This window comes from Cupriavidus sp. Agwp_2, from assembly GCF_040784895.1.
Classification (GTDB): domain Bacteria; phylum Pseudomonadota; class Gammaproteobacteria; order Burkholderiales; family Burkholderiaceae; genus Cupriavidus.
This window is the reverse complement of record NZ_CP088083.1, coordinates 2,290,394-2,309,977: the sequence shown is the minus strand read 5'-3', so window position 1 is coordinate 2,309,977 and position 19,584 is coordinate 2,290,394. Positions and strand designations below refer to the sequence as shown.

Here is a 19,584-nt window from a genome sequence, read left to right as displayed (position 1 = left end):
AACCAACGCAGGTGATTGCCTCGACATGGCTTACGATCTAGAAGAACAGGAACAGCTTGAGAATCTGAAGGCCTGGTGGCGCCAGTATGGCAATGCGCTGACCTGGGTACTTATCATCGCGCTGCTGGCATTTGCCGGCTGGAACGGCTGGAAGTACTGGGAGCGCAAGCAGGCCGGCGAGGCCGCGGTGCTGTACGAGCAGGTGCTCAAGGCCGCCGAGGCGCGCGATGTCGAACGCATCAAGCGCGCCGCGACCGACCTGGAAGACAAGTTCGGGCGTACCGCCTATGGCCAGATGAGTGCGCTGGTCGCCGGCCGCGTGCTGTATGACGCGGGTGACCTGGCCGCCGCCAAGACCCAGTTGCAGTGGGCCATCGACCACGGCGACGAAGAATACGCACATCTGGCACGGGTCCGCCTGGCCGGCGTGCTGCTCGACGAAAAGGCCTATGACAAAGGCCTTGCGCTGCTGAAGGACGAACCGCCGGCAGCGTTCGCGTCGCTGTATGCCGACCGTCGCGGCGACCTGCTCGCAGCGCAGGACAAGCGCGACGACGCGCGCGCGGCCTATCGCAAGGCGCTGGACAAGCTGGGCGAGGCCGAGCCGGCCACGCGCCAGATCATCCAGTTCAAGCTCGATGCGCTGGGCGCGGCCTGATGCGGCCGCACGCGCTTTGTGGCATCACGCAAAACCAGGATCGTAACCTTATGACGTCAGTGCTTTCCCGTGCCGTACATCGCCAGCCCGCCCGTACCATGACCCGTGCGCTGGTGGCGGCTGCCTGCCTGGCCGCGCTGGGCGGCTGCTCGCTGTTCAGCAAGGAAAACAAGCACCCGCCCGCCGAACTCAAGCCGGTTTCGGCCACGCTGACGGTGCGCCAGGCGTGGAAGGCCGATGTGGGCAAGAGCGGCCCGTATTCGATGCAGCCTGCCGCGGCGGGCAACAATGTCTACGTGTCGTCCAATAACGGCAACGTGATGGCGCTGGAAGGCGCCTCCGGGCGCGTGCTGTGGAAGGCCAAGACGGACCTGGACCTGACCTCGGGGCCGGGCAGCGATGGCTCGGTGACCGCGGTCGCTGGCGAGAAGGGTGCGATCTACGCCTTTGACGCCAGCGGCAAGCAGATCTGGAAGAAGCAGGTCAACGGCGAGGTGCTGTCCGCGCCGCTGGTCGGCAACGGCCTGGTGGTGGTGCGCACCACCGACACGCGCGTGTTCGGCCTCGATGCCGAGACCGGCGAGCGCCGGTGGATCTACCAGCGCTCGCAGACGCCGCTGAACCTGCGTGCTTCGATGGGCATGGTGTTTGCCGGCGACGGTATCGTGATGGGCTTCCCAGGCGGCAAGCTGGGCGTGCTGACGCCGGGCAACGGCGTGTTGCGCTGGGAAAGCACGGTGTCCTATCCCAAGGGCGTGTCCGAGATCGAACGGCTGAACGATGTCACCGGCCAGCCGATGATCAGCGGCCGCCAGGTTTGCGCCACGACCTTCCAGGGGCGCGTGGCCTGCCTGGAACTGGCCACCGGCCAGCCACAGTGGGGCAAGGATTTCTCGTCGCCGAGCGGTCCCGCGCAGGATGACAATGCGATCTATGCCAGCGACGAGCAGTCGGTCGTGCATGCCTTCGACCGCCAGAACGGCAACGAGCGCTGGAAGAACGACCAGATGCGCAACCGCCGCCTGGGTGCGCCGCTGGCACTGGGTCGCTCGGTGGTGATGGGCGACTTCGAAGGCTATGTCCACTTCCTGTCGCGCGAGGACGGCCAGGTTGTCGCCCGTATGAAAACCGATGGCAGCGCCATCACCGCCGCGCCGGTGGTGGCGGGGCAGACGCTGGTGATTCAGACCCGTGACGGCGACGTCTTCGGGTTCCAGCCGGGCTGACCAGCAAGCAGTGCGCGCTGCCGTACACCTGTCGGTACGGTGCGCGCCTAATCCGGTAGCATGATCCCTGGTCGTGCGGCAAATTGCGCAGCGGGTCGCTGACCAGCGCCGCGCCCCCGACAGGACAAGCGGCACGCGCGCCCACCGGGCGCGCGTGCCGTCGGATCCATTGACTCCGGAGTAACCGGGGGGCGGCAGGTGCCGGCCCCCGTTTCCGTTTATTGCATGAAACCAGTTATCGCACTTGTCGGCCGCCCCAATGTGGGGAAGTCGACGCTATTCAACCGCATGACCCGTTCGCGCGACGCCCTTGTCGCCGACCTGCCGGGCCTGACGCGCGACCGTCACTATGGCGAGGGGCGCGTCGGCGAGCGTCCGTTCATTGCCATCGATACCGGCGGCTTCGAGCCCGTGGTCAAGGAAGGCATCGTCGCCGAGATGGCCAAGCAGACCAAGCAGGCCGTGGTCGAGGCCGACGTGGTGATCTTCATCGTCGACGGCCGCCTGGGCCTGGCGCCGCAGGACCGCGCCATTGCCGACTACCTCCGCAAGACCGGCCGGCGCATCATGCTGGCGGTCAACAAGGCCGAGGGCATGAAGTACACGTCGGTCGCCGCGGATTTCTACGAGCTCGGCATGGGGGATCCGTACGCGATCTCCGCTGCCCACGGCGATGGTGTGCGCGAACTGGTCGACGAAGCGATCGAGCTGGCAGTGCAGGAGCGCCCGGAGCTGGCCGCGGAAGAGCCTGCCGACGGCAAGGGCGTCAAGATCGCCATCGTGGGGCGCCCCAATGTGGGGAAGTCCACGCTGGTCAACACGCTGATCGGTGAAGAGCGCGTGATCGCGTTCGACATGCCGGGCACGACCCGTGACGCCATCTACGTGGAATTCGAACGTGGCGGCAAGCCCTATACGCTGATCGACACGGCCGGACTGCGCCGGCGTGGCAAGGTGTTCGAGGCGATTGAAAAATTTTCAGTGGTCAAGACGCTGCAATCGATCGCCGATGCCAACGTCGTGATCCTGCTGCTGGATGCGCAGCAGGACATTTCCGAGCAGGACGCGCACATTGCGGGCTTTATCGTTGAATCGGGACGCGCGCTGGTGGTCGGAGTCAATAAATGGGACGGGCTGGACGGCCATGCCCGCGACCGCATCAAGCATGACCTCGAGCGCAAGCTGCAATTCCTGAGTTTTGCGAATTGCCACTTTGTGTCGGCGCGCGAGCGCACGGGCATCGGCGCGCTGATGCGTTCCGTCGACGACGCTTATGCCGCTGCCATGGTCAAGCTGCCGACGCCGCAACTGACGCGCGTGCTGCAGGAAGCTGTCGAATTCCAGCAGCCCAAGCGGGTCGGCGCGTCGCGTCCCAAGCTGCGCTATGCGCACCAGGGTGGCTCGAACCCGCCGATCATCGTGGTCCATGGCAATGCGCTGTCGGGAGTTGCGGAGACCTACCGGCGCTACCTGGAAAACCGTTTCCGTGCGGCCTTCAAGCTCAAGGGCACGCCCCTGCGCATCGAATTTCGTACGAACAAAAATCCGTACGCGGACTCGAAGGATTGAGTCCGGAATCGGATCCTTGGCGGGGCCAGTTTTCGTTTGCGTTCGTTTGGAACTGCGGCTAAATTCACGGTAGCAGGGGGTTCCCTGTGCATTGACGCCGACTTGGTACCGTTTTTTGATCTTTTTTCTGGCGCGTTTTTGCGCTGACTGACTTGAACCGGGGATTTCCATCCCCATCATTCACCACTAAACCTATAAATTTGGAGTGTGCCATGAGCAACAAAGGGCAACTGCTACAAGACCCGTTCCTGAACGCGCTGCGCAAAGAGCACGTGCCGGTGTCCATCTACCTCGTCAATGGCATCAAGCTGCAAGGCAATATCGAATCGTTCGACCAGTATGTCGTGCTGCTGCGTAACACCGTGACGCAGATGGTCTACAAGCATGCGATTTCCACCGTCGTTCCGGCGCGCGCGGTCAATTTCCGCGTGGATGAATCCTCCGAGAACTGATCTGCCTCGCGGCCGCACCAACCTGCGGCCGCTGACCCAAGGCATCGGTCCTGCGCCCCGTGGGGCTGCACCGATGCCCGGTACCGGCGCGCGAGCGCGGCCGGTGCCTGCCGGACCGGCGACGCATCCCGCCGCCGTGGCCTCCCGCCCGGTGCGGGTAGCCGTCCCGGCTGGGGACAGGGCAGGGCGTGACTTCCGTCGGCCATCCCCCTGAAACCATCGGAAAGCATTCCGCTTTTCCAAATTCCCAGCGCATTCGCGCCATCCCTTGGATCCCAGAGCTACTTCCAATACAGCCCCGTCGCGCGCCATCCTCGTCGGCGTCGATTTCGGCAAGCATGACTTCCAGGAAAGCCTCAGCGAGCTGGCCTTGCTGACTTCCACCGCCGGCTCGCTGCCAGTGCATACGCTGACGGGCCGTCGCTCGCGGCCGGACCCGGCGCTGTTCATCGGCTCGGGCAAGGCCGAGGAGCTGAAGGAAGCCGCCGACGCGCTCGATGCCGACGTAGTCGTGTTCAACCACGCACTCAGCCCGGCGCAGCAGCGTAACCTCGAGCGCTTCCTGAACCGCCACGTGATCGACCGTACCGGTCTTATCCTGGACATCTTCGGGCAGCGTGCGCAGAGCCACGTCGGCAAGGTGCAGGTCGAGCTGGCGCAGGTGCAGTACCGCGCTTCGCGGCTGGTCCGCGCGTGGAGCCACCTGGAGCGGCAGAAGGGCGGTATCGGCATGCGCGGCGGCCCCGGCGAGCGCCAGCTCGAACTGGACCGGCGGATGCTGGACGACCGCGCCAAGCGGCTCAAGTCAGACCTGTCGCGGCTGCAGCGCCAGCACAGCACGCAGCGGCGCGCGCGCGCGCGCAACGATACGCTCAGTATTTCGCTGGTGGGCTATACCAACGCGGGCAAGTCGACGCTGTTCAACGCGCTGACCAAGGCGCGCGCCTATGCGGCCGACCAGCTCTTCGCCACGCTCGATACCACCTCGCGCCGGCTGTTCCTGGACGGGCTGGGCAACGTGGTGCTGTCCGACACGGTCGGATTCATCCGTGACCTGCCCACGCAGCTGGTGGCGGCGTTCCGTGCCACGCTCGAGGAAACGGTTCACGCCGACCTGCTGCTCCATGTGGTCGACGCTTCCAGCCCGGTGCGCCATGAGCAGATCGAACAGGTCAACCGCGTGCTGGCCGAAATCGATGCTTCCGACATTCCGCAGATCGTGGTGATGAACAAGATCGATGCGGCGCCCGAACTGCTGGAGCAGGGCCCGCGCATCGAGCGCGATGAAGACGGCATTCCCACGCGGGTGTTCCTGAGCGCCCGCGAAGGTATCGGCACGGATGCGCTGCGCGAATCGGTGGTCGAGGTAGCCCAGTGGCTGGCCGGCCGTCCGCCGGAGCCCGCGCCATACGATCCGCGGCTGGGCGAGGCCCACCTTTATGACGACGGCAGCGACAGCGACGACTCGGACGGCGACGGCGCCGAAGGTGCCCAGGCGGTGGCCGGACGCAGGTCCTGAGCCGCGGTGGCGCGGCAGTTCAGCGCGACTTCGGTCCCGTGGCGGTGCTTCTGCCGCCCGGTTCAGAGGGCCTTTCCATGGATTGGTGGCGATTTGGGCAAATGTGGCGCAGATGACTGCTAGAATCCCCCTGTTACAAACTTCCCCGGACCCGTGCACTTCATGCCCCAGTTTCCCCGGAATGCTGATTCGAGCCTGACACCAGGCAGCCGCTCCGCGCCACGCGCGGGCTGGCAGCGCCTGCGCGCCATCTTCTCGCTGAACGATCCGCGCTGGGGTCGCAACGGTGACGACGACGACAAGAAGGACGGCCGCGACGACAACCGCCAGCAAAACCAGCGGCCGCAGCAGGATGGCGGTCCGCCGGACCTGGATGAGTTGTGGCGCGACTTCAACCGCCGTCTGAACGGCCTGCTGGGCCGCAAGGAAAATGGCGGTGGCGGCAACCAGGGCTTCGGCGGCCCGCGCACGCCGGGCAAGGGCTCAGGCGTGGGCGTCGGCGTGATCGTGGCCGCGGTGGTCGGCATCTGGCTGGCCAGCGGCTTCTTCATGGTGCAGGAAGGCCAGACCGCGGTGATCCTGCAGTTCGGCAAGTTCAAGTATTCGACCGGTCCCGGCATCAACTGGCGCATGCCCTGGCCGGTGCAGTCGGCGGAGATCGTCAACCTGTCGGCGGTGCGTTCGGTCGAGGTGGGCCGCTCCACGTCGATCAAGGACAGCAACCTGAAGGACTCGTCGATGCTGACGCAGGATGAGAACATCATCGACGTCCGCTTCACCGTCCAGTACGTCATCCAGGACGCCACCGAGTTCCTGTTCTTCAACAAGACCGACCGCGGCGGCGACGAAGAACTGGTGACCCAGGCGGCGGAGACCTCGGTGCGCGAGATCGTCGGCCGCAACAAGATGGACTCGGTGCTGTACGAGAACCGCGAACAGATCGCGCAAGGCCTGGCCAAGTCGATTCAGGCGATCCTGACGGCTTACAAGACCGGCATTCGCGTGCTTTCCGTGAACGTGCAGAGCGTGCAGCCGCCCGAGCAGGTGCAGGCCGCGTTCGACGACGTCAACAAGGCCAGCCAGGACCGCGAGCGCGCGATCAGCGAAGGCCAGGCCTATGCCAATGACATCATTCCGCGCGCCAAGGGTACCGCCGCGCGCCTGAAGGAAGAATCCGAAGCCTATCGCTCCCGCGTGGTGGCGCAGGCCGAGGGCGATGCCTCGCGCTTCCGCTCGGTGCAGACCGAATACGCCAAGGCGCCGCAGGTGACGCGCGACCGGATTTATCTTGAGACCATGCAGCAGATCTACAGCAATTCGACCAAGGTGCTGGTGGATGCGCGCCAGGGCAACAATCTCCTCTACCTGCCGCTGGACAAGCTGATGGCGCAGGGCCAGGGCGACGGCCGTGCCGCCGCGCCGGGGCAGCCGGGCGCCGGTACGCCGGCACCGGCTCCAGAGACTTCGCCGGATACCCGGTCGCGCGAATCGCTGCGCAACCGTGACCGCGACTCGCGCTGAGGAGACCCGTCATGAACCGACTGATTTCCTTCGCGATCGGCTTTTTCATCCTGCTGGCGGTGCTGTCCTCCATGCTGTTCGTGGTTGACCAGCGCCAGTACGCCGTGGTGTTCGCCTTCGGCGAGATCAAGCAGGTGGTGCGCGAGCCCGGCCTGCATTTCAAGTTGCCGCCGCCGTTCCAGAACGTAGTGTTCATGGACCGTCGACTGCAGACCATCGACGTGGCCGCCAACGAGCGCTTCCTGACCGCCGAGAAGAAAAGCATGGTGGTGGACTGGTTCGTCAAATGGCGCATCACCGATCCGCGCAAGTTCTTTGTCGCCTTCGGCGGCAACCTGCGCGGCGCGCAGGACCGCATGACCCAGCGCATCGACGCCGTGGCGCGCGAGGAGTTCGGCAGGCGTACCGTGGCCGATGTGGTCGCGGGCGAGCGCGAACAGGTGATGCAGGCCATCCGTAACGGCATGGTTGAATACGCCAAGTCGGTGGGCGTCGAGATCTTGGACGTCCGCCTCAAGCGTGTCGACCTGCTGCCCGCGATCAGCGAATCGGTGTATCGACGCATGGAAGCCGAGCGCAAGCGCGTGGCCAACGAGCTGCGTTCCACCGGCGCGGCCGAAGGCGAGAAGATCCGCGCCGACGCCGACCGCCAGCGCGAAGTGGTGCTGGCTGAAGCCTATCGCGATGCCCAGAAGATCAAGGGCGATGGCGATGCCAAGGCATCGCAGATCTATGCCGATGCCTTTGGCCGTGATCCGCAGTTCGCGCAGTTCTGGCGCAGCATGGAGGCGTATCGCAATACCTTCCGCGACAAGCGCGATGTGCTGGTGCTCGAGCCCAACTCTGAGTTCTTCCGCTATATGCGCTCCAGCGGCGGCGCCGCGGCGGCTGCCGCGGGCGGGTCCGGAGGCAAGCGCTAGCAACGTCGCTTGTCCGTGTGGCGAATTGACGAAACCCCGGCTTGCCGGGGTTTTGTCCGGCTGGAGCCATCATTGCCGAGTGATGGACCGGGCGCGCAGCGAGGCAAGACTGCGGCAACAATGTGCCCGGGCGTGGCCCGGCACCGCGGGCGCCGAGCCCGCGGGGTAACCGAATGACCGAGAAGAGATTCACCATGTCCAACCATTGGCTGCTGCCAGAAAACATTGCCGACGTGCTGCCGTCGGAAGCGCGCAAGATTGAAGAACTGCGCCGCCGCATGCTGGACCTGTTCCGCACCTACGGCTACGAGATGGTGATGCCGCCGATGCTGGAGTACCTGGAGTCGCTGCTGACCGGAACCGGCCATGACCTGGACCTGCGCACGCTCAAGCTGGTGGACCAGCTGTCGGGCCGCACCATGGGCCTGCGCGCCGATATCACGCCACAGGTCGCGCGCATCGACGCCCACCTGCTGAACCGCCCGGGCGTGACCCGCCTGTGCTATGCCGGCAACGTGCTGCACGCGCGCCCGGCGGGCTTCCATGCCACGCGCGAGCCGATCCAGATCGGCGCCGAGATCTACGGCCACGCCGGCCTTGAAGCCGACGTCGAGATCCAGGAATTGATGCTGGCGGCGCTGCAGGCGGCGGGGCTGTCGGAGATCCGCATCGACCTGTGCCACGCCGGCATCCTGGAAGCGCTGCTGGCGGGACTGCCGTCGATCCGCAAGATCGAGGATGCGCTCTTCGCCGCGCTCGAGACCAAGGACGTGCCCGCGCTGCGCGAGCTGACCTTGGGCATGCCGCAAACGGAACGCGATGCGCTGCTGGCGCTGCCGACGCTGTACGGCGGGGTGGAGGTGCTGGACCGCGCCCGCGCCACGCTGCCGGCAAGCCCGGCGATCGGCCGCGCGCTGGACGAACTGGCCGCGCTGGCGGTGCAGGTGCGCGGTGCCAGCGTCAATATCGACCTGTCGGACCTGCGCGGTTATCACTATCACAGCGGCGTGATGTTCGCGGCGTACGTGGCGGGCTTGCCCAACTACGTGGCCCGTGGGGGGCGATATGACAAGGTGGGCGAAGCCTTCGGCCGCGCCCGGCCGGCGACGGGTTTTTCGCTCGACCTGCGCGAAGTGGCGTCGCTGTCACCAGTAGAAGTGCGCGCCCAGGCGATTTTCGCGCCCTGGGACGCGGATCCGGCACTGCGCGCCGCCATTTCGGCGCTCCGCGCCGCCGGCGAGATCGTGATCCAGTCGCTGCCGGGCCATACCCACGAGCTCGATGAATTCAACTGCGATCGCCAGTTGGTGCGCCAGGATTCCGGTTGGGCCGTGGTGCCGCGCTGACGCCGGGCGAGCAATCCCGGCCAAAAATCGGGAATCGCCCTGCAACAAGAGTAGAATACGTTTTTAACCTATTGACCAAAGCAATATGTCCGCATCCGCAGTAGGCCAGGGACGCAATGTCGTCGTGATCGGCACCCAATGGGGTGACGAAGGCAAAGGAAAAATCGTCGATTGGCTTACCGACCATGCAAAGGGCGTGGTGCGGTTCCAGGGCGGCCACAACGCTGGCCACACCCTGATCATCGGCGGCAAGAAGACCATTCTCCGCCTGATCCCGTCGGGCATCATGCGCGAAGGCACGATCTGCTACATCGGCAATGGTGTGGTGCTGTCGCCCGAGGCGCTGTTCCGTGAAATCGAAGAACTCGAAGCTGCCGGCCTGCAGGTGCAGAGCCGCCTGCGCATCTCCGAAGCGGCAACGCTGATCCTGCCGTACCACGTGGCCATCGACAAGGCACGCGAAGCCCGTCGCGGCGCGGCCAAGATCGGCACCACCGGCCGCGGCATCGGCCCGGCCTATGAAGACAAGGTTGCCCGCCGCGCGCTGCGCGTGCAGGACCTGTTCGACCCCGAGCAGTTCGCCGAGCGCCTGCGCGAGAACCTTGACTACCACAACTTCATGCTGACCCAGTACCTGGGCGCTGAAGCCGTGGACTTCCAGCAGACGCTGGACGATGCGCTGGCCTTCGCGCCGCGCCTGGCCCCGATGGTGGCCGACGTCTCGGCCGAGCTGTACGCGGTCAACGCCGCCGGCGGCAACCTGATGTTCGAAGGCGCGCAAGGCACGCTGCTCGACGTGGACCACGGCACCTATCCGTACGTGACCTCGAGCAACTGCGTGGCCGGTGCGGCCGCCGCGGGCGCCGGCGTGGGTCCGGGCCGCCTGAACTACATCCTGGGCATCACCAAGGCCTACTGCACGCGCGTGGGCTCGGGCCCGTTCCCGAGCGAGCTGTACGACAACGACAACCCGCAGCGCCAGGATCAGGTCGGTGTGCGCCTGGCCAATGTCGGCAAGGAATTCGGTTCGGTCACTGGCCGTCCGCGCCGCACCGGCTGGCTGGATGCCGCCGCGCTCAAGCGCTCGGTGCAGATCAACGGCGTGTCGGGCCTGTGCCTGACCAAGCTGGACGTGCTGGATGGCCTGGACAGCATCAAGCTGTGCGTCGGCTACACGCTCGACGGCTCGACGGTCGATATCCTGCCACGCGGCTCCGACGCCGTGGCGCGTTGCGAGCCGGTCTACGAGGAATTCCCGGGCTGGAACGAGTCGACCTTCGGCGTGAAGTCGTGGGACGCGCTGCCCGAGGCGGCCCGCGTCTACCTGAAGCGCGTAGAAGAAGTGGTCGGCATCCCGATCGACATGATCTCGACCGGCCCGGACCGCGACGAGACCATCCTGCTGCGTCACCCGTACAAGGCCTGACCTGGCAACCAGCAGCACGACGTAGTGCCGCGGCGCCACGAACGCCGCGGCCTGCAGACAGACCATCGGCCCGCGCAAGCGGGCCGAGCCTTATTGGCTATCCGGGCCAACCGGCCACGAAGATATCAAGAGCAAAACGATGAACCTGCCAACCAACGACGAAGAGAACCTGTGGGTCTCGTGGGACGAATACCATCGCCTGATCGCACGCCTGTCGCTGAACGTGCACGAGTCGGGCTGGAAGTTTGACAAGATCCTGTGCCTGGCGCGCGGTGGCCTGCGCGTGGGCGACCAGATGTCGCGTATCTTTGACGTGCCCCTGGCGATCCTGGCCACCAGCAGCTATCGGGAAGCAGCCGGCACTCAGCAGGGCGACCTGGACATCGCGCAATACATCACCATGACGCGCGGCGACCTGTCGGGCAAGATCCTGCTGGTCGACGACCTGGTTGATTCGGGCATTACGCTGGAACGCGTGGGCCGTCACCTGAAGGAGCGCTATCCGGCGGTGACCGAGGTGCGCTCGGCGGTGCTGTGGTACAAGGCCTGCTCGAAGATCGAGCCTGACTACCATGTGACGTTCCTGCCGTCGAACCCCTGGATCCACCAGCCGTTCGAAGAGTACGACACGCTGCGCCCGCACAACCTGGGCGCCTGGCTCAAGCGCGGCAAGCGGGCCAGCCTGCTCGACGACGACGCGAGCGCCTGAGCGCTGCCCCGTCCCATCCGTGCCCGCGGCGCCCGCCGCGCGGCACGGGACCGGAAGGCGTCAGTAGCCGACCGTGTAACGCTGGCGCGAATGCGTTGGCTTTTCAATCTCGTCGAGCATCGCAATCGCGTAGTCCTCCATCGAGATCCAGCTCTTGCCCGCGCCATCGCTCAGCAGGGCTTCCTCGCCAATACGGAACTTCCCGGTGCGCCCGCCCGGCTCGAACAGCGCCGACGGCGACAGGAAGGTCCAGTCGATCTGTTGTTCACCGCGCAACGCGTTGAGGAAGTCGCGGCCAGCCAGGGCTTCAGGCTTGTACGCCTCGGGGAAAGCCGGCGTGTCGACCAGTTGCACATTCGGTGCCACATACAGGCTGCCGGCACCGCCCACCACCAGCAGTCGAGGCACGCCGGCCTGGCGCACGGCCGAGGTGACCTGCTGCGCGTTCAGTTGCGCGAAGCGCGCCGTGCTGATGACGACGTCATTGCCTGCCAGCGCCGCCGCGAGTGCGGCACCATCCGTACCGTCCACGTCTTTGGCGATCAGGCCGGCGCGTTCCGGCAACCGGCTTGCCTGGCGCGAGATGGCGGTCACCTGGTGGCCGCGGCGCAGGGCTTCGTCGATCAGGCGCGTGCCGACGCGCCCGGTGGCGCCGATGATTGCGATATGCATGGTCACTCCTTCTTTACTGGGTGGCAGAGTCAATGTGAAACCAATTTGGTTACACATATGGGTAAAAAAATCAGCGCTTGCGGCGCTGGCCGGCGCCTTCGCCGGCGCCTTTGACATCGGCGAGCATACCGGCAATGGTGATGCCGGCCAGCGTGTCATCCATGGCCGCCTGGGCACGGTTGGCAACCTTGCGCAGCGCGCCGGTGATTTCGCGGCCGACCAGGCAGGCCGGGTTCGGCGCGCTCTGGTGCAGCGTGATCAGCGCGGTGGTTTCCACCGCGCGGAACACTTCGAGCAGCGTGATCGATGCGGCCGGACGTGCCAGCGTGGCGCCGCCGGTGCTGCCCATGGTGGTGCTGACCAGGCCGGCTTCGGCAAGCTGGCCCACCAGCCGACGGATCAGGGCGGGGTTGGTGCCGACGCTGCCGGCGATCATCGACGACGGCACCGGTTCCTCGGAACTGGCCAGCAGGGTAAGGATGTGGACCGCTACGGCGAACCGGCTGCTCGTGCTCATGGTGTCGTGGGTAATATGAAACCATGATAGTTACATATCATGGCCGCTGTCAACGTCGATGGCGCCGGGGTGGGGACGCGATATGGTGGCCGCCGGAATGCCGGAATCGCCACTGAAGCTGTTACACTCCTCGACATTGCCGGACCAATGTGGTTTGGTTGCCGCGCATGGCACTGTGCGCGGTTTCAAGGACGGGAAAAACCCCGTACGCTCACGTATGACACTGCGGCAAGTTGCCGCCAAGCAAGGAGTGGAAGTTGCCGGATCTGGTACGCCAACAAAGCGCCAAAAACAAAAAACCCGCAGGGCTCGAAAGCGCTGCGGGTTTCCCGGTGATCTGGTGCCCAGGAGAGGACTCGAACCTCCACAGTGTTGCCACCGCTAGGACCTGAACCTAGTGCGTCTACCAATTCCGCCACCTGGGCAGGTGTCGAAACAACCGAAGCGCTCATTATAGGGAGCGCGAGAATTTTGTCAAATAGTTTCCAGAAAAAATTGAATCAGAACAACTATCCGATCCCCAGCCGGGAAGAAATCCTGGGCGTGCTGAGAACGTCGGGATCTCCGCAGTCGGCAGGCGATATCGCCAAGGCCCTGTCGGTCACGCGCAAGGAGCATGACGGCTTCCAGAAGCGCCTGGCGGCGATGGAACGCGACGGCCAGATCGAACTGAACCGCAAGGGCCGCTATGAACTGGCCAACCAGCCCAACTTTGTCACTGGCCGCGTGCAGGGCCACCGCGACGGTTTCGGCTTCCTGATCCGCGACGATGGCGAAGACGATATCTTCCTGCCCGAGCGCGAGCTGCAGAAGGCCATGCACAACGACCGCGCGCAAGTGCGCGTGGTGGGCTACGACCGCCGTGGCCGGCCCGAAGGGCAAATCGTCGAGATCATCGAGCGCGCCAACCGCTTCGTGATCGGGCGGCTGCTCAGTGAAGGCGGCGTGCTGGTGGTCGCGCCCGAGGACAAGCGCATCAGCCAGGACATCCTGATTCCGCCCAAGGCGCAGGGCAAGGCGCGCGTGGGGCAGGTGGTCAGTGTCGAGCTGATCGAGTATCCCGACCGCTATGTGCAGCCGGTGGGCCGCGTGGTGGAAGTGCTCGGTGATATCGACGATCCGGGCATGGAAATCGAGATCGCGGTGCGCAAGTACGGCGTGCCGCATGCCTTCTCGCCCGCGGCGGCGCACGAAGCCTCCGCGCTGCCCGACGAGGTGCGCCAGGCCGACCTGGACCACCGCATCGACCTGCGCGACATCCCGCTGGTTACCATCGACGGCGAAGATGCGCGCGATTTCGACGATGCGGTCTACTGCGAGCCGGTCAAGATCGGCCGTGCCAAGGGCTGGCGCCTGATCGTCGCGATCGCCGACGTGTCGCACTACGTGCGCCCCGGCACGCCGCTGGACGGCGATGCGCTGGACCGTGCCACGTCCGTGTACTTCCCGCGCCGCGTGATCCCGATGCTGCCGGAGAAGCTGTCCAACGGGCTGTGCTCGCTCAATCCCAACGTGGACCGGCTGTGCATGGTCTGCGATGCTGTGCTTACGGCCAAGGGCGAGCTCAAGGGCTACCAGTTCTATCCTGCGGTGATGCACTCGACCGCGCGCCTGACCTACAACGAGGTCTGGGCGGTGCTGTCCAACACCAAGGGTCCCGAGGCGCACAAGCGCGCCGAACTGGTGCCGCACCTGCAGAACCTGTACGAGCTGTTCCAGGTCCTGCTCAAGGCGCGGCGCGAGCGCGGCGCGATCGACTTCGACACCACCGAGACCTATATCGTCTGCAACGCGCAGGGCAAGATCGAGCAGATCCTGCCGCGCACCCGCAACGATGCGCACCGGCTGATCGAGGAATGCATGCTGACCGCCAACGTGTGCGCGGCGGACTTCCTCGAGCGCTTCAAGCACCCGGCGCTGTACCGCATCCACGCCGGCCCGAGCGAAGAGAAGCTGAAAAACCTGCGCGAGTTCCTGAAGACCTCGGGTCTGTCGCTGGGCGGCGGCGACAAGCCGCAGGCGTCCGACTATGCGGAGGTGATGGACAAGATCAAGTCCCGCCCCGATGCGCCGATGCTGCAGACCATGCTGCTGCGCTCGATGCAGCAGGCGGTGTACAGCCCCGACAATATTGGCCACTTCGGCCTGGCGTACGAAGCCTACGCGCACTTCACCAGCCCGATCCGCCGCTATCCCGACCTGCTGGTGCACCGCGCGATCAAGGCGGTGCTGGCGCATACCAAGTACCAGCCCGCGTTCGCCCACGGCACCGAGCTGAACACCGCGATCTCGCCCAAGGCACGCCGCCTGCAGGCCAAGGACGCCGAGCAGAAGGCGGAGCTGACCGCCGCGCGCGCGAAGCGCAACGAGGCCATCTGGGACGAGCTTGGCCTGCATTGCTCGGCCAACGAGCGCCGTGCCGACGAGGCTTCGCGCGATGTCGAGGCCTGGCTCAAGTGCTACTTCATGCGCGACAAGCTGGGCAGCGATTTTGCCGGCACCGTCAGCGCCGTGACGTCGTTTGGTATCTTCGTCCAGCTCGACGAACTGTACGTCGAAGGGCTGGTCCACGTGACCGAACTGGGCAGCGATTACTTCCAGTACGACGAGGCCCGCAACGAGCTGCGCGGCGAGCGCACCGGCATCCGCTATCGCCTGACCGACCGCGTGCGCGTGCAGGTGTCGCGTGTGGACCTGGATGCACGCAAGATCGACTTCCGCCTGGTGCAGGAGCCGTCGGCCCGGACGCTGCGTGCGCGCGCGACCGGCACCGACACCCAGCCGCGCGTCCCGGCCGCCCACGCGGTGCCGGCGCGCAAGAAGGGCCGCCAGCTGGCGGCGCTGCTGGGCGGATCGTCCAAGCCGGAAGAGTCGTTCGACGAGACGCTCGACCGCGTCATCGAAGAGCAGCCGGTCTTCGAAGCGGTGATCACGCCGCTCAAGCCGCACGTCAAGACCGGCGGCAAGCCGGCCAAGCGCGCGGCCAAGCCCAAGCCGGCGCACCTGGAGAAGCCGCGCAAGCCGGCTTCCAAGTCGCACCCCGCCAAAACGGCCGGCAAGTCGGCCGCCAAGCGCACTCCGCGCAAGCGTTAAGGCGAGTTAAGGAGAGTTGAGGCCAACCGCCGTCCCCCCGCATGCGTGGGGACGGCGGGCGGGCGAGTACAATCGCGCCCATGGCTAAACAAAAACTCCTGATCGGCTTCCACGCCGTGACCGCGCGCCTGCGGCAAGATCCCAAGGGCGTGTCGGATATCTACATCGAATCCGCCCGCCGCGACCGGCGTATGCAAGACTTTGTCCGACTGGCTGAAAGCCTGGGCGTGCGCCTGCATCCGGTCGACGCCGAGCGCCTGCGCGGCATGGCCGGCACCGACCGCCACCAGGGCGTGGTGGCGCGCGCCGAGGACGTGGCGCTGGCGCTGAACCTGGACGAACTGCTGGATGGCATCGAAGGCACGCCGCTGCTGCTGGTGCTCGACGGCGTCACCGACCCGCACAACCTGGGCGCTTGCCTGCGCGTGGCCGACGGTGCCGGCGCGCACGCGGTGATCGCGCCCAAGGACCGCAGCGTCGGCCTCAATGCAACCGTGGCGAAGGTGGCCAGCGGCGCAGCCGAGACCGTGCCGTATATCACCGTGACCAACCTGGCGCGCACGCTGCGCGAGCTGCAGGAACGCGGCATCTGGGTGATCGGCACTGCCGACGGCACCGAAAAATCCCTCTACGACATCGACTTCAAGGGCCCGACGGCGATCGTGATGGGAGCGGAAGGCGAGGGCATGCGCCGCCTGACGCGCGAGACCTGCGACGAACTGGTCGGCATCCCGATGGCCGGCGGCGTCGAGAGCCTCAACGTTTCGGTGGCCAGCGGCGTCTGCCTGTACGAAGTGGTGCGCCAGCGGCGCCTGCCGCGCTGAAGCCATGGTGGCCGATCCGCTACGCCCCACGTCTGAGCCCTGGCCCGGGATGGAGCAGGCGCGTCGGCTGATCGCGCAGGCGCGCAGCATCTTCGTGCTGACCGGCGCCGGCATTTCCGCCGAGTCGGGCGTGCCGACCTTCCGCGATGCGATGACGGGCCTGTGGGAACGGTTCAATCCGGAGGAACTGGCCAGCGAAGAGGCCTACCGGCGCCAGCCCGAACTGGTGTGGGAGTGGTACTTGCACCGGCGCGCGCTGGTCGCTGCCGCGCATCCCAATCCGGCACACCACGCGCTGGTGGCGCTGGCCGCGCAGAAGAACGTCACGCTGGTAACGCAGAACGTTGATGGCCTGCACCAGCGCGCAGGCAGCCAGCATGTGATCGAGCTGCATGGCAACCTGTTCGCCAACAAGTGGCTGGATGGGTGCGGGCGCTGCGACGAAGCGAGCGCGCTGCCCGGCATGCCGCCTCGCTGCCACTTGTGCGGCGCGCTGATGCGCCCGGGCGTGGTGTGGTTCGGCGAGGACCTGCCGCGCGTGGCGCGCTTCCGCGCCGAGCATGCGGCGGAGACCTCGGACCTGTGCCTGGTGGTCGGAACGTCGGGATTGGTTTATCCCGCTGCCGCGCTGCCGGGGCTGGCGAAGGAGCACGGCGCGCCCGTCATCGTGATCAACCCGCTGCCGTCCGCGCTGGACCAGACCGCGGACCTCATGGTGCAGGCGGCGGCAGGCGCCTGCCTGCCGCTGCTGTGGCCGCAGCCGGGCGCTGAACCGGACTGAGCCGGACTGAGCCGGACTGAGCCGGACTGAGCCGGACTGAGCCGGACTGAGCCGGACTGAGCCGGCCGCGTCGGCTTACCTGGCGCTTATCTGGCAATCTCGCCGATCAGCTTCTCCAGCTTGACCGCATCCGCCGCGAACAGGCGGATGCCTTCGGCCAGCTTCTCGGTGGCCATTGCCTCTTCATTCAGCTGCCAGCGGAACGATGCCTCATCCGCCGCGATGCGGGCGATATTGGCGGCCTGAGCCTGGTCGACCGACAGCTTGCGCTCGGCAGTGCCCTGGCCGGAAGCCAGTTGCTCCAGCAGTTCCGGGCTGATGGTCAGCAGGTCGCAGCCGGCCAGCGACAAGATCTGCGCGGTGCTGCGGAAGCTGGCGCCCATCACCTCGGTCGGGTAGCCGAACTTCTTGTAGTAGTCATAGATCTGCCGCACCGAGCGCACGCCCGGGTCGTTGTCACCACCGTTGGCGACCGCGTCCCATTGCTCGCCGGCCTGCTTCTTGTACCAGTCGAAGATGCGGCCGACGAAGGGCGAGATCAGCTGCGCGCCGGCCTCGGCGCAGGCCACCGCCTGCACCAGCGAGAACAGCAGCGTCATGTTGCAGCGGATGCCGTCGCGCTGCAGGATCTCGGCCGCGCGGATGCCTTCCCAGGTGGACGCGATCTTGATCAGCACGCGCTCGCGCGCGATGCCGCGCTGCTCGTACAGCTGGATCAGGTGGCGGGCCTTGTTGACGGTGGCGGTGGTGTCGAACGACAGGCGCGCGTCGACTTCGGTCGAGACGCGGCCCGGCACGATCGCCAGGATCTCGCAGCCGAAGGCGATCAGCACTTCGTCCATCACCGCATCGACGCCGCCGTTGCCGTGGTGGTCCTGCACCGCCTTCTCCAGCAGGTGCCGGTATTCCGGTTTCTGCACGGCCTTCAGGATCAGCGAGGGGTTGGTGGTCGCGTCCCGCGGGGTGTATTGCTTCATCAGCTGGAAGTCGCCGGTGTCGGCCACTACCGTGGTGAACTGCCTGAGTTGTTCGAGCTGGTTCATGTCGCTTTGTCGTTGACGCTGAATTGGCGCTGAATTGGCGCTGAATTGGCGCTGAATTGGCGCTGAATTGGCGCTGAGTTGGCGCTGAATCGTTGGCGATTCGGTTTGCGGTGGCGGGGCGGCAAGCGCTGGCCCCGGCCGATCCATTGTACCGCCGGTGGCGGGGTATGCCGCTCTATCCGCTACACTATGCCTTTCCCCCAACGCAATCTGGCTGTTGTCATGACTCAGGATGAACTCAAGGCGTTGGTGGCGCAGGCCGCCGCCGACTATGTGAAGCAGGAAGTTCCCGAAGGCGCCGTGCTGGGCGTGGGCACCGGCTCCACCGCGAACCTCTTCATTGACGCCGTGGCGGCGTTCAAGGAGCGCTTCGCGGGTGCCGTGTCGAGCTCCGAGGCTTCCACGCGCCGCCTGCAGCAGCACGGGTTCAAGGTGCTGGACCTGAACGAAGTCGACGAGATTCCGGTGTATGTCGACGGTGCCGACGAGATCGATGCCAGCGGCGCCATGATCAAGGGCGGCGGCGGCGCGCTGACGCGCGAGAAGATTGTGGCCTCGGTGGCGAAGCGCTTTGTCTGCATCGCCGACGGCAGCAAGCTGGTCGGCACCATGGGGGCCTTCCCGCTGCCGGTCGAGGTGATCCCGATGGCACGTGCGGCGGTCGCGCGCAAGCTGCAGGCGCTGGGTGGCCAGCCGAAGCTGCGCATGACGAAGGAAGGTGGCATCTACACGACCGACAACGGCAATGTGATCCTGGACGTCGTAGGCCTGAAGATCGACGATCCGCGCGGGCTTGAGCAGACCATCAACCAGGTGCCGGGCGTGGTCACCGTGGGCCTGTTTGCCTTACGTGGCGCGGACGTGCTGCTGCTCGGCACCGGCGACGGTGTGCAGCGCACGGACTACTGATCCGACGCATCGGCCGGTTGAAACGGCCCAGCAAAAAGGGGTGCCTCGGGCACCCCTTTTTTCGTTGACGCGGTCCGGAATCAGGACTGCGGCGGCACGTAGCCCTGCGCCTGGTCGGCGCCTTCGCCGAAGAAGTACTTTTCGGTTTGCTTGATCAGGTACTGGCGGGCGCGTGTGTCGGCCATGTTGAGGCGGTTTTCATTGATCAGCATGGTCTGGTGCTTGAGCCAGCCGGCCCACGCTTCCTTCGACACGCTCTGCCAGATCTTCTTGCCCAGTTCGCCGGGCAGCGGCGGGAAGTCGAGGCCTTCGGCTTCCTTGTTCAGCTTGATGCAATGGACCATTCGGGCCATGGGGGACTCCTTGTTCGTTCGTTAGACTGAGCTCAGGGCGCTGGCG

The 19,584-nt window shown here is 66.0% G+C and carries 18 protein-coding genes and 1 tRNA gene; 14 read left to right on the top strand and 5 right to left on the bottom strand.

Features of this window, described 5'->3' with window-relative positions; translation table 11 throughout:
- The first annotated feature begins 25 nt into the window (after nt 1-25).
- The 10 genes from LPA45_RS10830 to LPA45_RS10785 all read left to right on the top strand — a co-directional run bounded on the left by LPA45_RS10830 (nt 26) and on the right by LPA45_RS10785 (nt 11,346).
- Entirely contained in the window at nt 26-658 is a 633-nt protein-coding gene (locus LPA45_RS10830) for a tetratricopeptide repeat protein (protein ID WP_116320390.1), read from the top strand.
- Between the two features lie 50 nt (nt 659-708).
- Nucleotides 709-1,884: an outer membrane protein assembly factor BamB gene (gene bamB, locus LPA45_RS10825; RefSeq protein ID WP_116320391.1), complete on the top strand. Its 1,176-nt coding sequence runs from the start codon at nt 709-711 to the stop codon at nt 1,882-1,884.
- Nucleotides 1,885-2,109: 225 nt separating this feature from the next.
- Nucleotides 2,110-3,453, top strand: coding sequence for a ribosome biogenesis GTPase Der (der, locus tag LPA45_RS10820; protein WP_116320392.1), 1,344 nt, complete (start codon nt 2,110-2,112; stop codon nt 3,451-3,453).
- Between the two features lie 212 nt (nt 3,454-3,665).
- Nucleotides 3,666-3,905: an RNA chaperone Hfq gene (hfq, locus tag LPA45_RS10815; RefSeq protein WP_116320393.1), complete on the top strand. Its 240-nt coding sequence runs from the start codon at nt 3,666-3,668 to the stop codon at nt 3,903-3,905.
- Between the two features lie 268 nt (nt 3,906-4,173).
- Nucleotides 4,174-5,424 (top strand): GTPase HflX, encoded by a 1,251-nt coding sequence (gene hflX / locus LPA45_RS10810; RefSeq protein ID WP_116320394.1) that lies wholly within the window; start codon nt 4,174-4,176, stop codon nt 5,422-5,424.
- Nucleotides 5,425-5,586: 162 nt separating this feature from the next.
- Nucleotides 5,587-6,945 (top strand): FtsH protease activity modulator HflK, encoded by a 1,359-nt coding sequence (hflK, locus tag LPA45_RS10805; protein WP_116320395.1) that lies wholly within the window; start codon nt 5,587-5,589, stop codon nt 6,943-6,945.
- A gap of 11 nt (nt 6,946-6,956) precedes the next feature.
- The gene (gene hflC / locus LPA45_RS10800; RefSeq protein WP_116320396.1) at nt 6,957-7,865 is read left to right on the top strand and encodes a protease modulator HflC; all 909 of its coding nucleotides are present in this window, start codon (nt 6,957-6,959) and stop codon (nt 7,863-7,865) included.
- A gap of 194 nt (nt 7,866-8,059) precedes the next feature.
- On the top strand, nt 8,060-9,211 hold the full coding sequence (locus LPA45_RS10795) for an ATP phosphoribosyltransferase regulatory subunit (protein ID WP_317923916.1): 1,152 nt from the start codon (nt 8,060-8,062) through the stop codon (nt 9,209-9,211).
- 85 nt (nt 9,212-9,296) lie between these two features.
- Nucleotides 9,297-10,637: an adenylosuccinate synthase gene (locus tag LPA45_RS10790; protein ID WP_116320397.1), complete on the top strand. Its 1,341-nt coding sequence runs from the start codon at nt 9,297-9,299 to the stop codon at nt 10,635-10,637.
- A gap of 139 nt (nt 10,638-10,776) precedes the next feature.
- Nucleotides 10,777-11,346 carry a phosphoribosyltransferase gene (locus LPA45_RS10785; RefSeq protein WP_116320398.1) on the top strand — a complete coding sequence of 190 codons (570 nt, stop codon included), beginning with the start codon at nt 10,777-10,779 and terminating at the stop codon, nt 11,344-11,346.
- Between the two features lie 60 nt (nt 11,347-11,406).
- Here LPA45_RS10785 and LPA45_RS10780 read toward each other — a convergent pair whose 3' ends face one another.
- The 3 genes from LPA45_RS10780 to LPA45_RS10770 all read right to left on the bottom strand — a co-directional run bounded on the left by LPA45_RS10780 (nt 11,407) and on the right by LPA45_RS10770 (nt 12,960).
- The gene (locus LPA45_RS10780; protein WP_116320399.1) at nt 11,407-12,018 is read right to left on the bottom strand and encodes an NAD(P)-dependent oxidoreductase; all 612 of its coding nucleotides are present in this window, start codon (nt 12,016-12,018) and stop codon (nt 11,407-11,409) included.
- A gap of 70 nt (nt 12,019-12,088) precedes the next feature.
- The gene (locus tag LPA45_RS10775) at nt 12,089-12,535 is read right to left on the bottom strand and encodes an Rrf2 family transcriptional regulator (RefSeq protein ID WP_116320400.1); all 447 of its coding nucleotides are present in this window, start codon (nt 12,533-12,535) and stop codon (nt 12,089-12,091) included.
- A 338-nt stretch (nt 12,536-12,873) separates the two neighbouring features.
- Nucleotides 12,874-12,960, bottom strand: a tRNA-Leu gene (locus LPA45_RS10770).
- Between the two features lie 70 nt (nt 12,961-13,030).
- Between LPA45_RS10770 and rnr the strand changes: the two genes are divergently transcribed.
- The 3 genes from rnr to LPA45_RS10755 all read left to right on the top strand — a co-directional run bounded on the left by rnr (nt 13,031) and on the right by LPA45_RS10755 (nt 17,233).
- Nucleotides 13,031-15,628, top strand: coding sequence for a ribonuclease R (gene rnr / locus LPA45_RS10765; protein WP_116320401.1), 2,598 nt, complete (start codon nt 13,031-13,033; stop codon nt 15,626-15,628).
- Nucleotides 15,629-15,708: 80 nt separating this feature from the next.
- A complete protein-coding gene (rlmB, locus tag LPA45_RS10760; protein ID WP_116320402.1) occupies nt 15,709-16,452 on the top strand; it encodes a 23S rRNA (guanosine(2251)-2'-O)-methyltransferase RlmB in 744 nt (247 codons plus the stop codon).
- Between the two features lie 4 nt (nt 16,453-16,456).
- Nucleotides 16,457-17,233 carry an NAD-dependent deacylase gene (locus tag LPA45_RS10755; RefSeq protein ID WP_116320403.1) on the top strand — a complete coding sequence of 259 codons (777 nt, stop codon included), beginning with the start codon at nt 16,457-16,459 and terminating at the stop codon, nt 17,231-17,233.
- Between the two features lie 86 nt (nt 17,234-17,319).
- Here the strand turns inward: LPA45_RS10755 and tal are convergent, their stop codons facing one another.
- The gene (gene tal, locus LPA45_RS10750) at nt 17,320-18,276 is read right to left on the bottom strand and encodes a transaldolase (RefSeq protein WP_317923912.1); all 957 of its coding nucleotides are present in this window, start codon (nt 18,274-18,276) and stop codon (nt 17,320-17,322) included.
- Nucleotides 18,277-18,498: 222 nt separating this feature from the next.
- Here tal and rpiA point away from each other — a divergent pair, with 222 nt between their 5' ends.
- Entirely contained in the window at nt 18,499-19,185 is a 687-nt protein-coding gene (rpiA, locus tag LPA45_RS10745) for a ribose-5-phosphate isomerase RpiA (protein ID WP_116320406.1), read from the top strand.
- Nucleotides 19,186-19,265: 80 nt separating this feature from the next.
- Here rpiA and LPA45_RS10740 read toward each other — a convergent pair whose 3' ends face one another.
- Nucleotides 19,266-19,538: an oxidative damage protection protein gene (locus tag LPA45_RS10740; protein ID WP_029046163.1), complete on the bottom strand. Its 273-nt coding sequence runs from the start codon at nt 19,536-19,538 to the stop codon at nt 19,266-19,268.
- Between the last annotated feature and the right edge of the window lie 46 nt (nt 19,539-19,584).

Excerpts from the sequence above, each read along its gene's own strand:
- LPA45_RS10830 (WP_116320390.1), top strand. The coding sequence starts at position 26 with ATGGCTTACGATCTAGAAGAACAGGAACAGCTTGAGAATCTGAAGGCC.
- bamB (WP_116320391.1), top strand. The coding sequence starts at position 709 with ATGACGTCAGTGCTTTCCCGTGCCGTACATCGCCAGCCCGCCCGTACC.
- der (WP_116320392.1), top strand. The coding sequence starts at position 2,110 with ATGAAACCAGTTATCGCACTTGTCGGCCGCCCCAATGTGGGGAAGTCG.
- hfq (WP_116320393.1), top strand. The coding sequence starts at position 3,666 with ATGAGCAACAAAGGGCAACTGCTACAAGACCCGTTCCTGAACGCGCTG.
- hflK (WP_116320395.1), top strand. The coding sequence starts at position 5,587 with ATGCCCCAGTTTCCCCGGAATGCTGATTCGAGCCTGACACCAGGCAGC.
- hflC (WP_116320396.1), top strand. The coding sequence starts at position 6,957 with ATGAACCGACTGATTTCCTTCGCGATCGGCTTTTTCATCCTGCTGGCG.
- LPA45_RS10795 (WP_317923916.1), top strand. The coding sequence starts at position 8,060 with ATGTCCAACCATTGGCTGCTGCCAGAAAACATTGCCGACGTGCTGCCG.
- LPA45_RS10790 (WP_116320397.1), top strand. The coding sequence starts at position 9,297 with ATGTCCGCATCCGCAGTAGGCCAGGGACGCAATGTCGTCGTGATCGGC.
- LPA45_RS10785 (WP_116320398.1), top strand. The coding sequence starts at position 10,777 with ATGAACCTGCCAACCAACGACGAAGAGAACCTGTGGGTCTCGTGGGAC.
- LPA45_RS10780 (WP_116320399.1), bottom strand. The coding sequence starts at position 12,018 with ATGCATATCGCAATCATCGGCGCCACCGGGCGCGTCGGCACGCGCCTG.
- LPA45_RS10775 (WP_116320400.1), bottom strand. The coding sequence starts at position 12,535 with ATGAGCACGAGCAGCCGGTTCGCCGTAGCGGTCCACATCCTTACCCTG.
- rlmB (WP_116320402.1), top strand. The coding sequence starts at position 15,709 with ATGGCTAAACAAAAACTCCTGATCGGCTTCCACGCCGTGACCGCGCGC.
- LPA45_RS10755 (WP_116320403.1), top strand. The coding sequence starts at position 16,457 with ATGGTGGCCGATCCGCTACGCCCCACGTCTGAGCCCTGGCCCGGGATG.
- tal (WP_317923912.1), bottom strand. The coding sequence starts at position 18,276 with ATGAACCAGCTCGAACAACTCAGGCAGTTCACCACGGTAGTGGCCGAC.
- rpiA (WP_116320406.1), top strand. The coding sequence starts at position 18,499 with ATGACTCAGGATGAACTCAAGGCGTTGGTGGCGCAGGCCGCCGCCGAC.
- LPA45_RS10740 (WP_029046163.1), bottom strand. The coding sequence starts at position 19,538 with ATGGCCCGAATGGTCCATTGCATCAAGCTGAACAAGGAAGCCGAAGGC.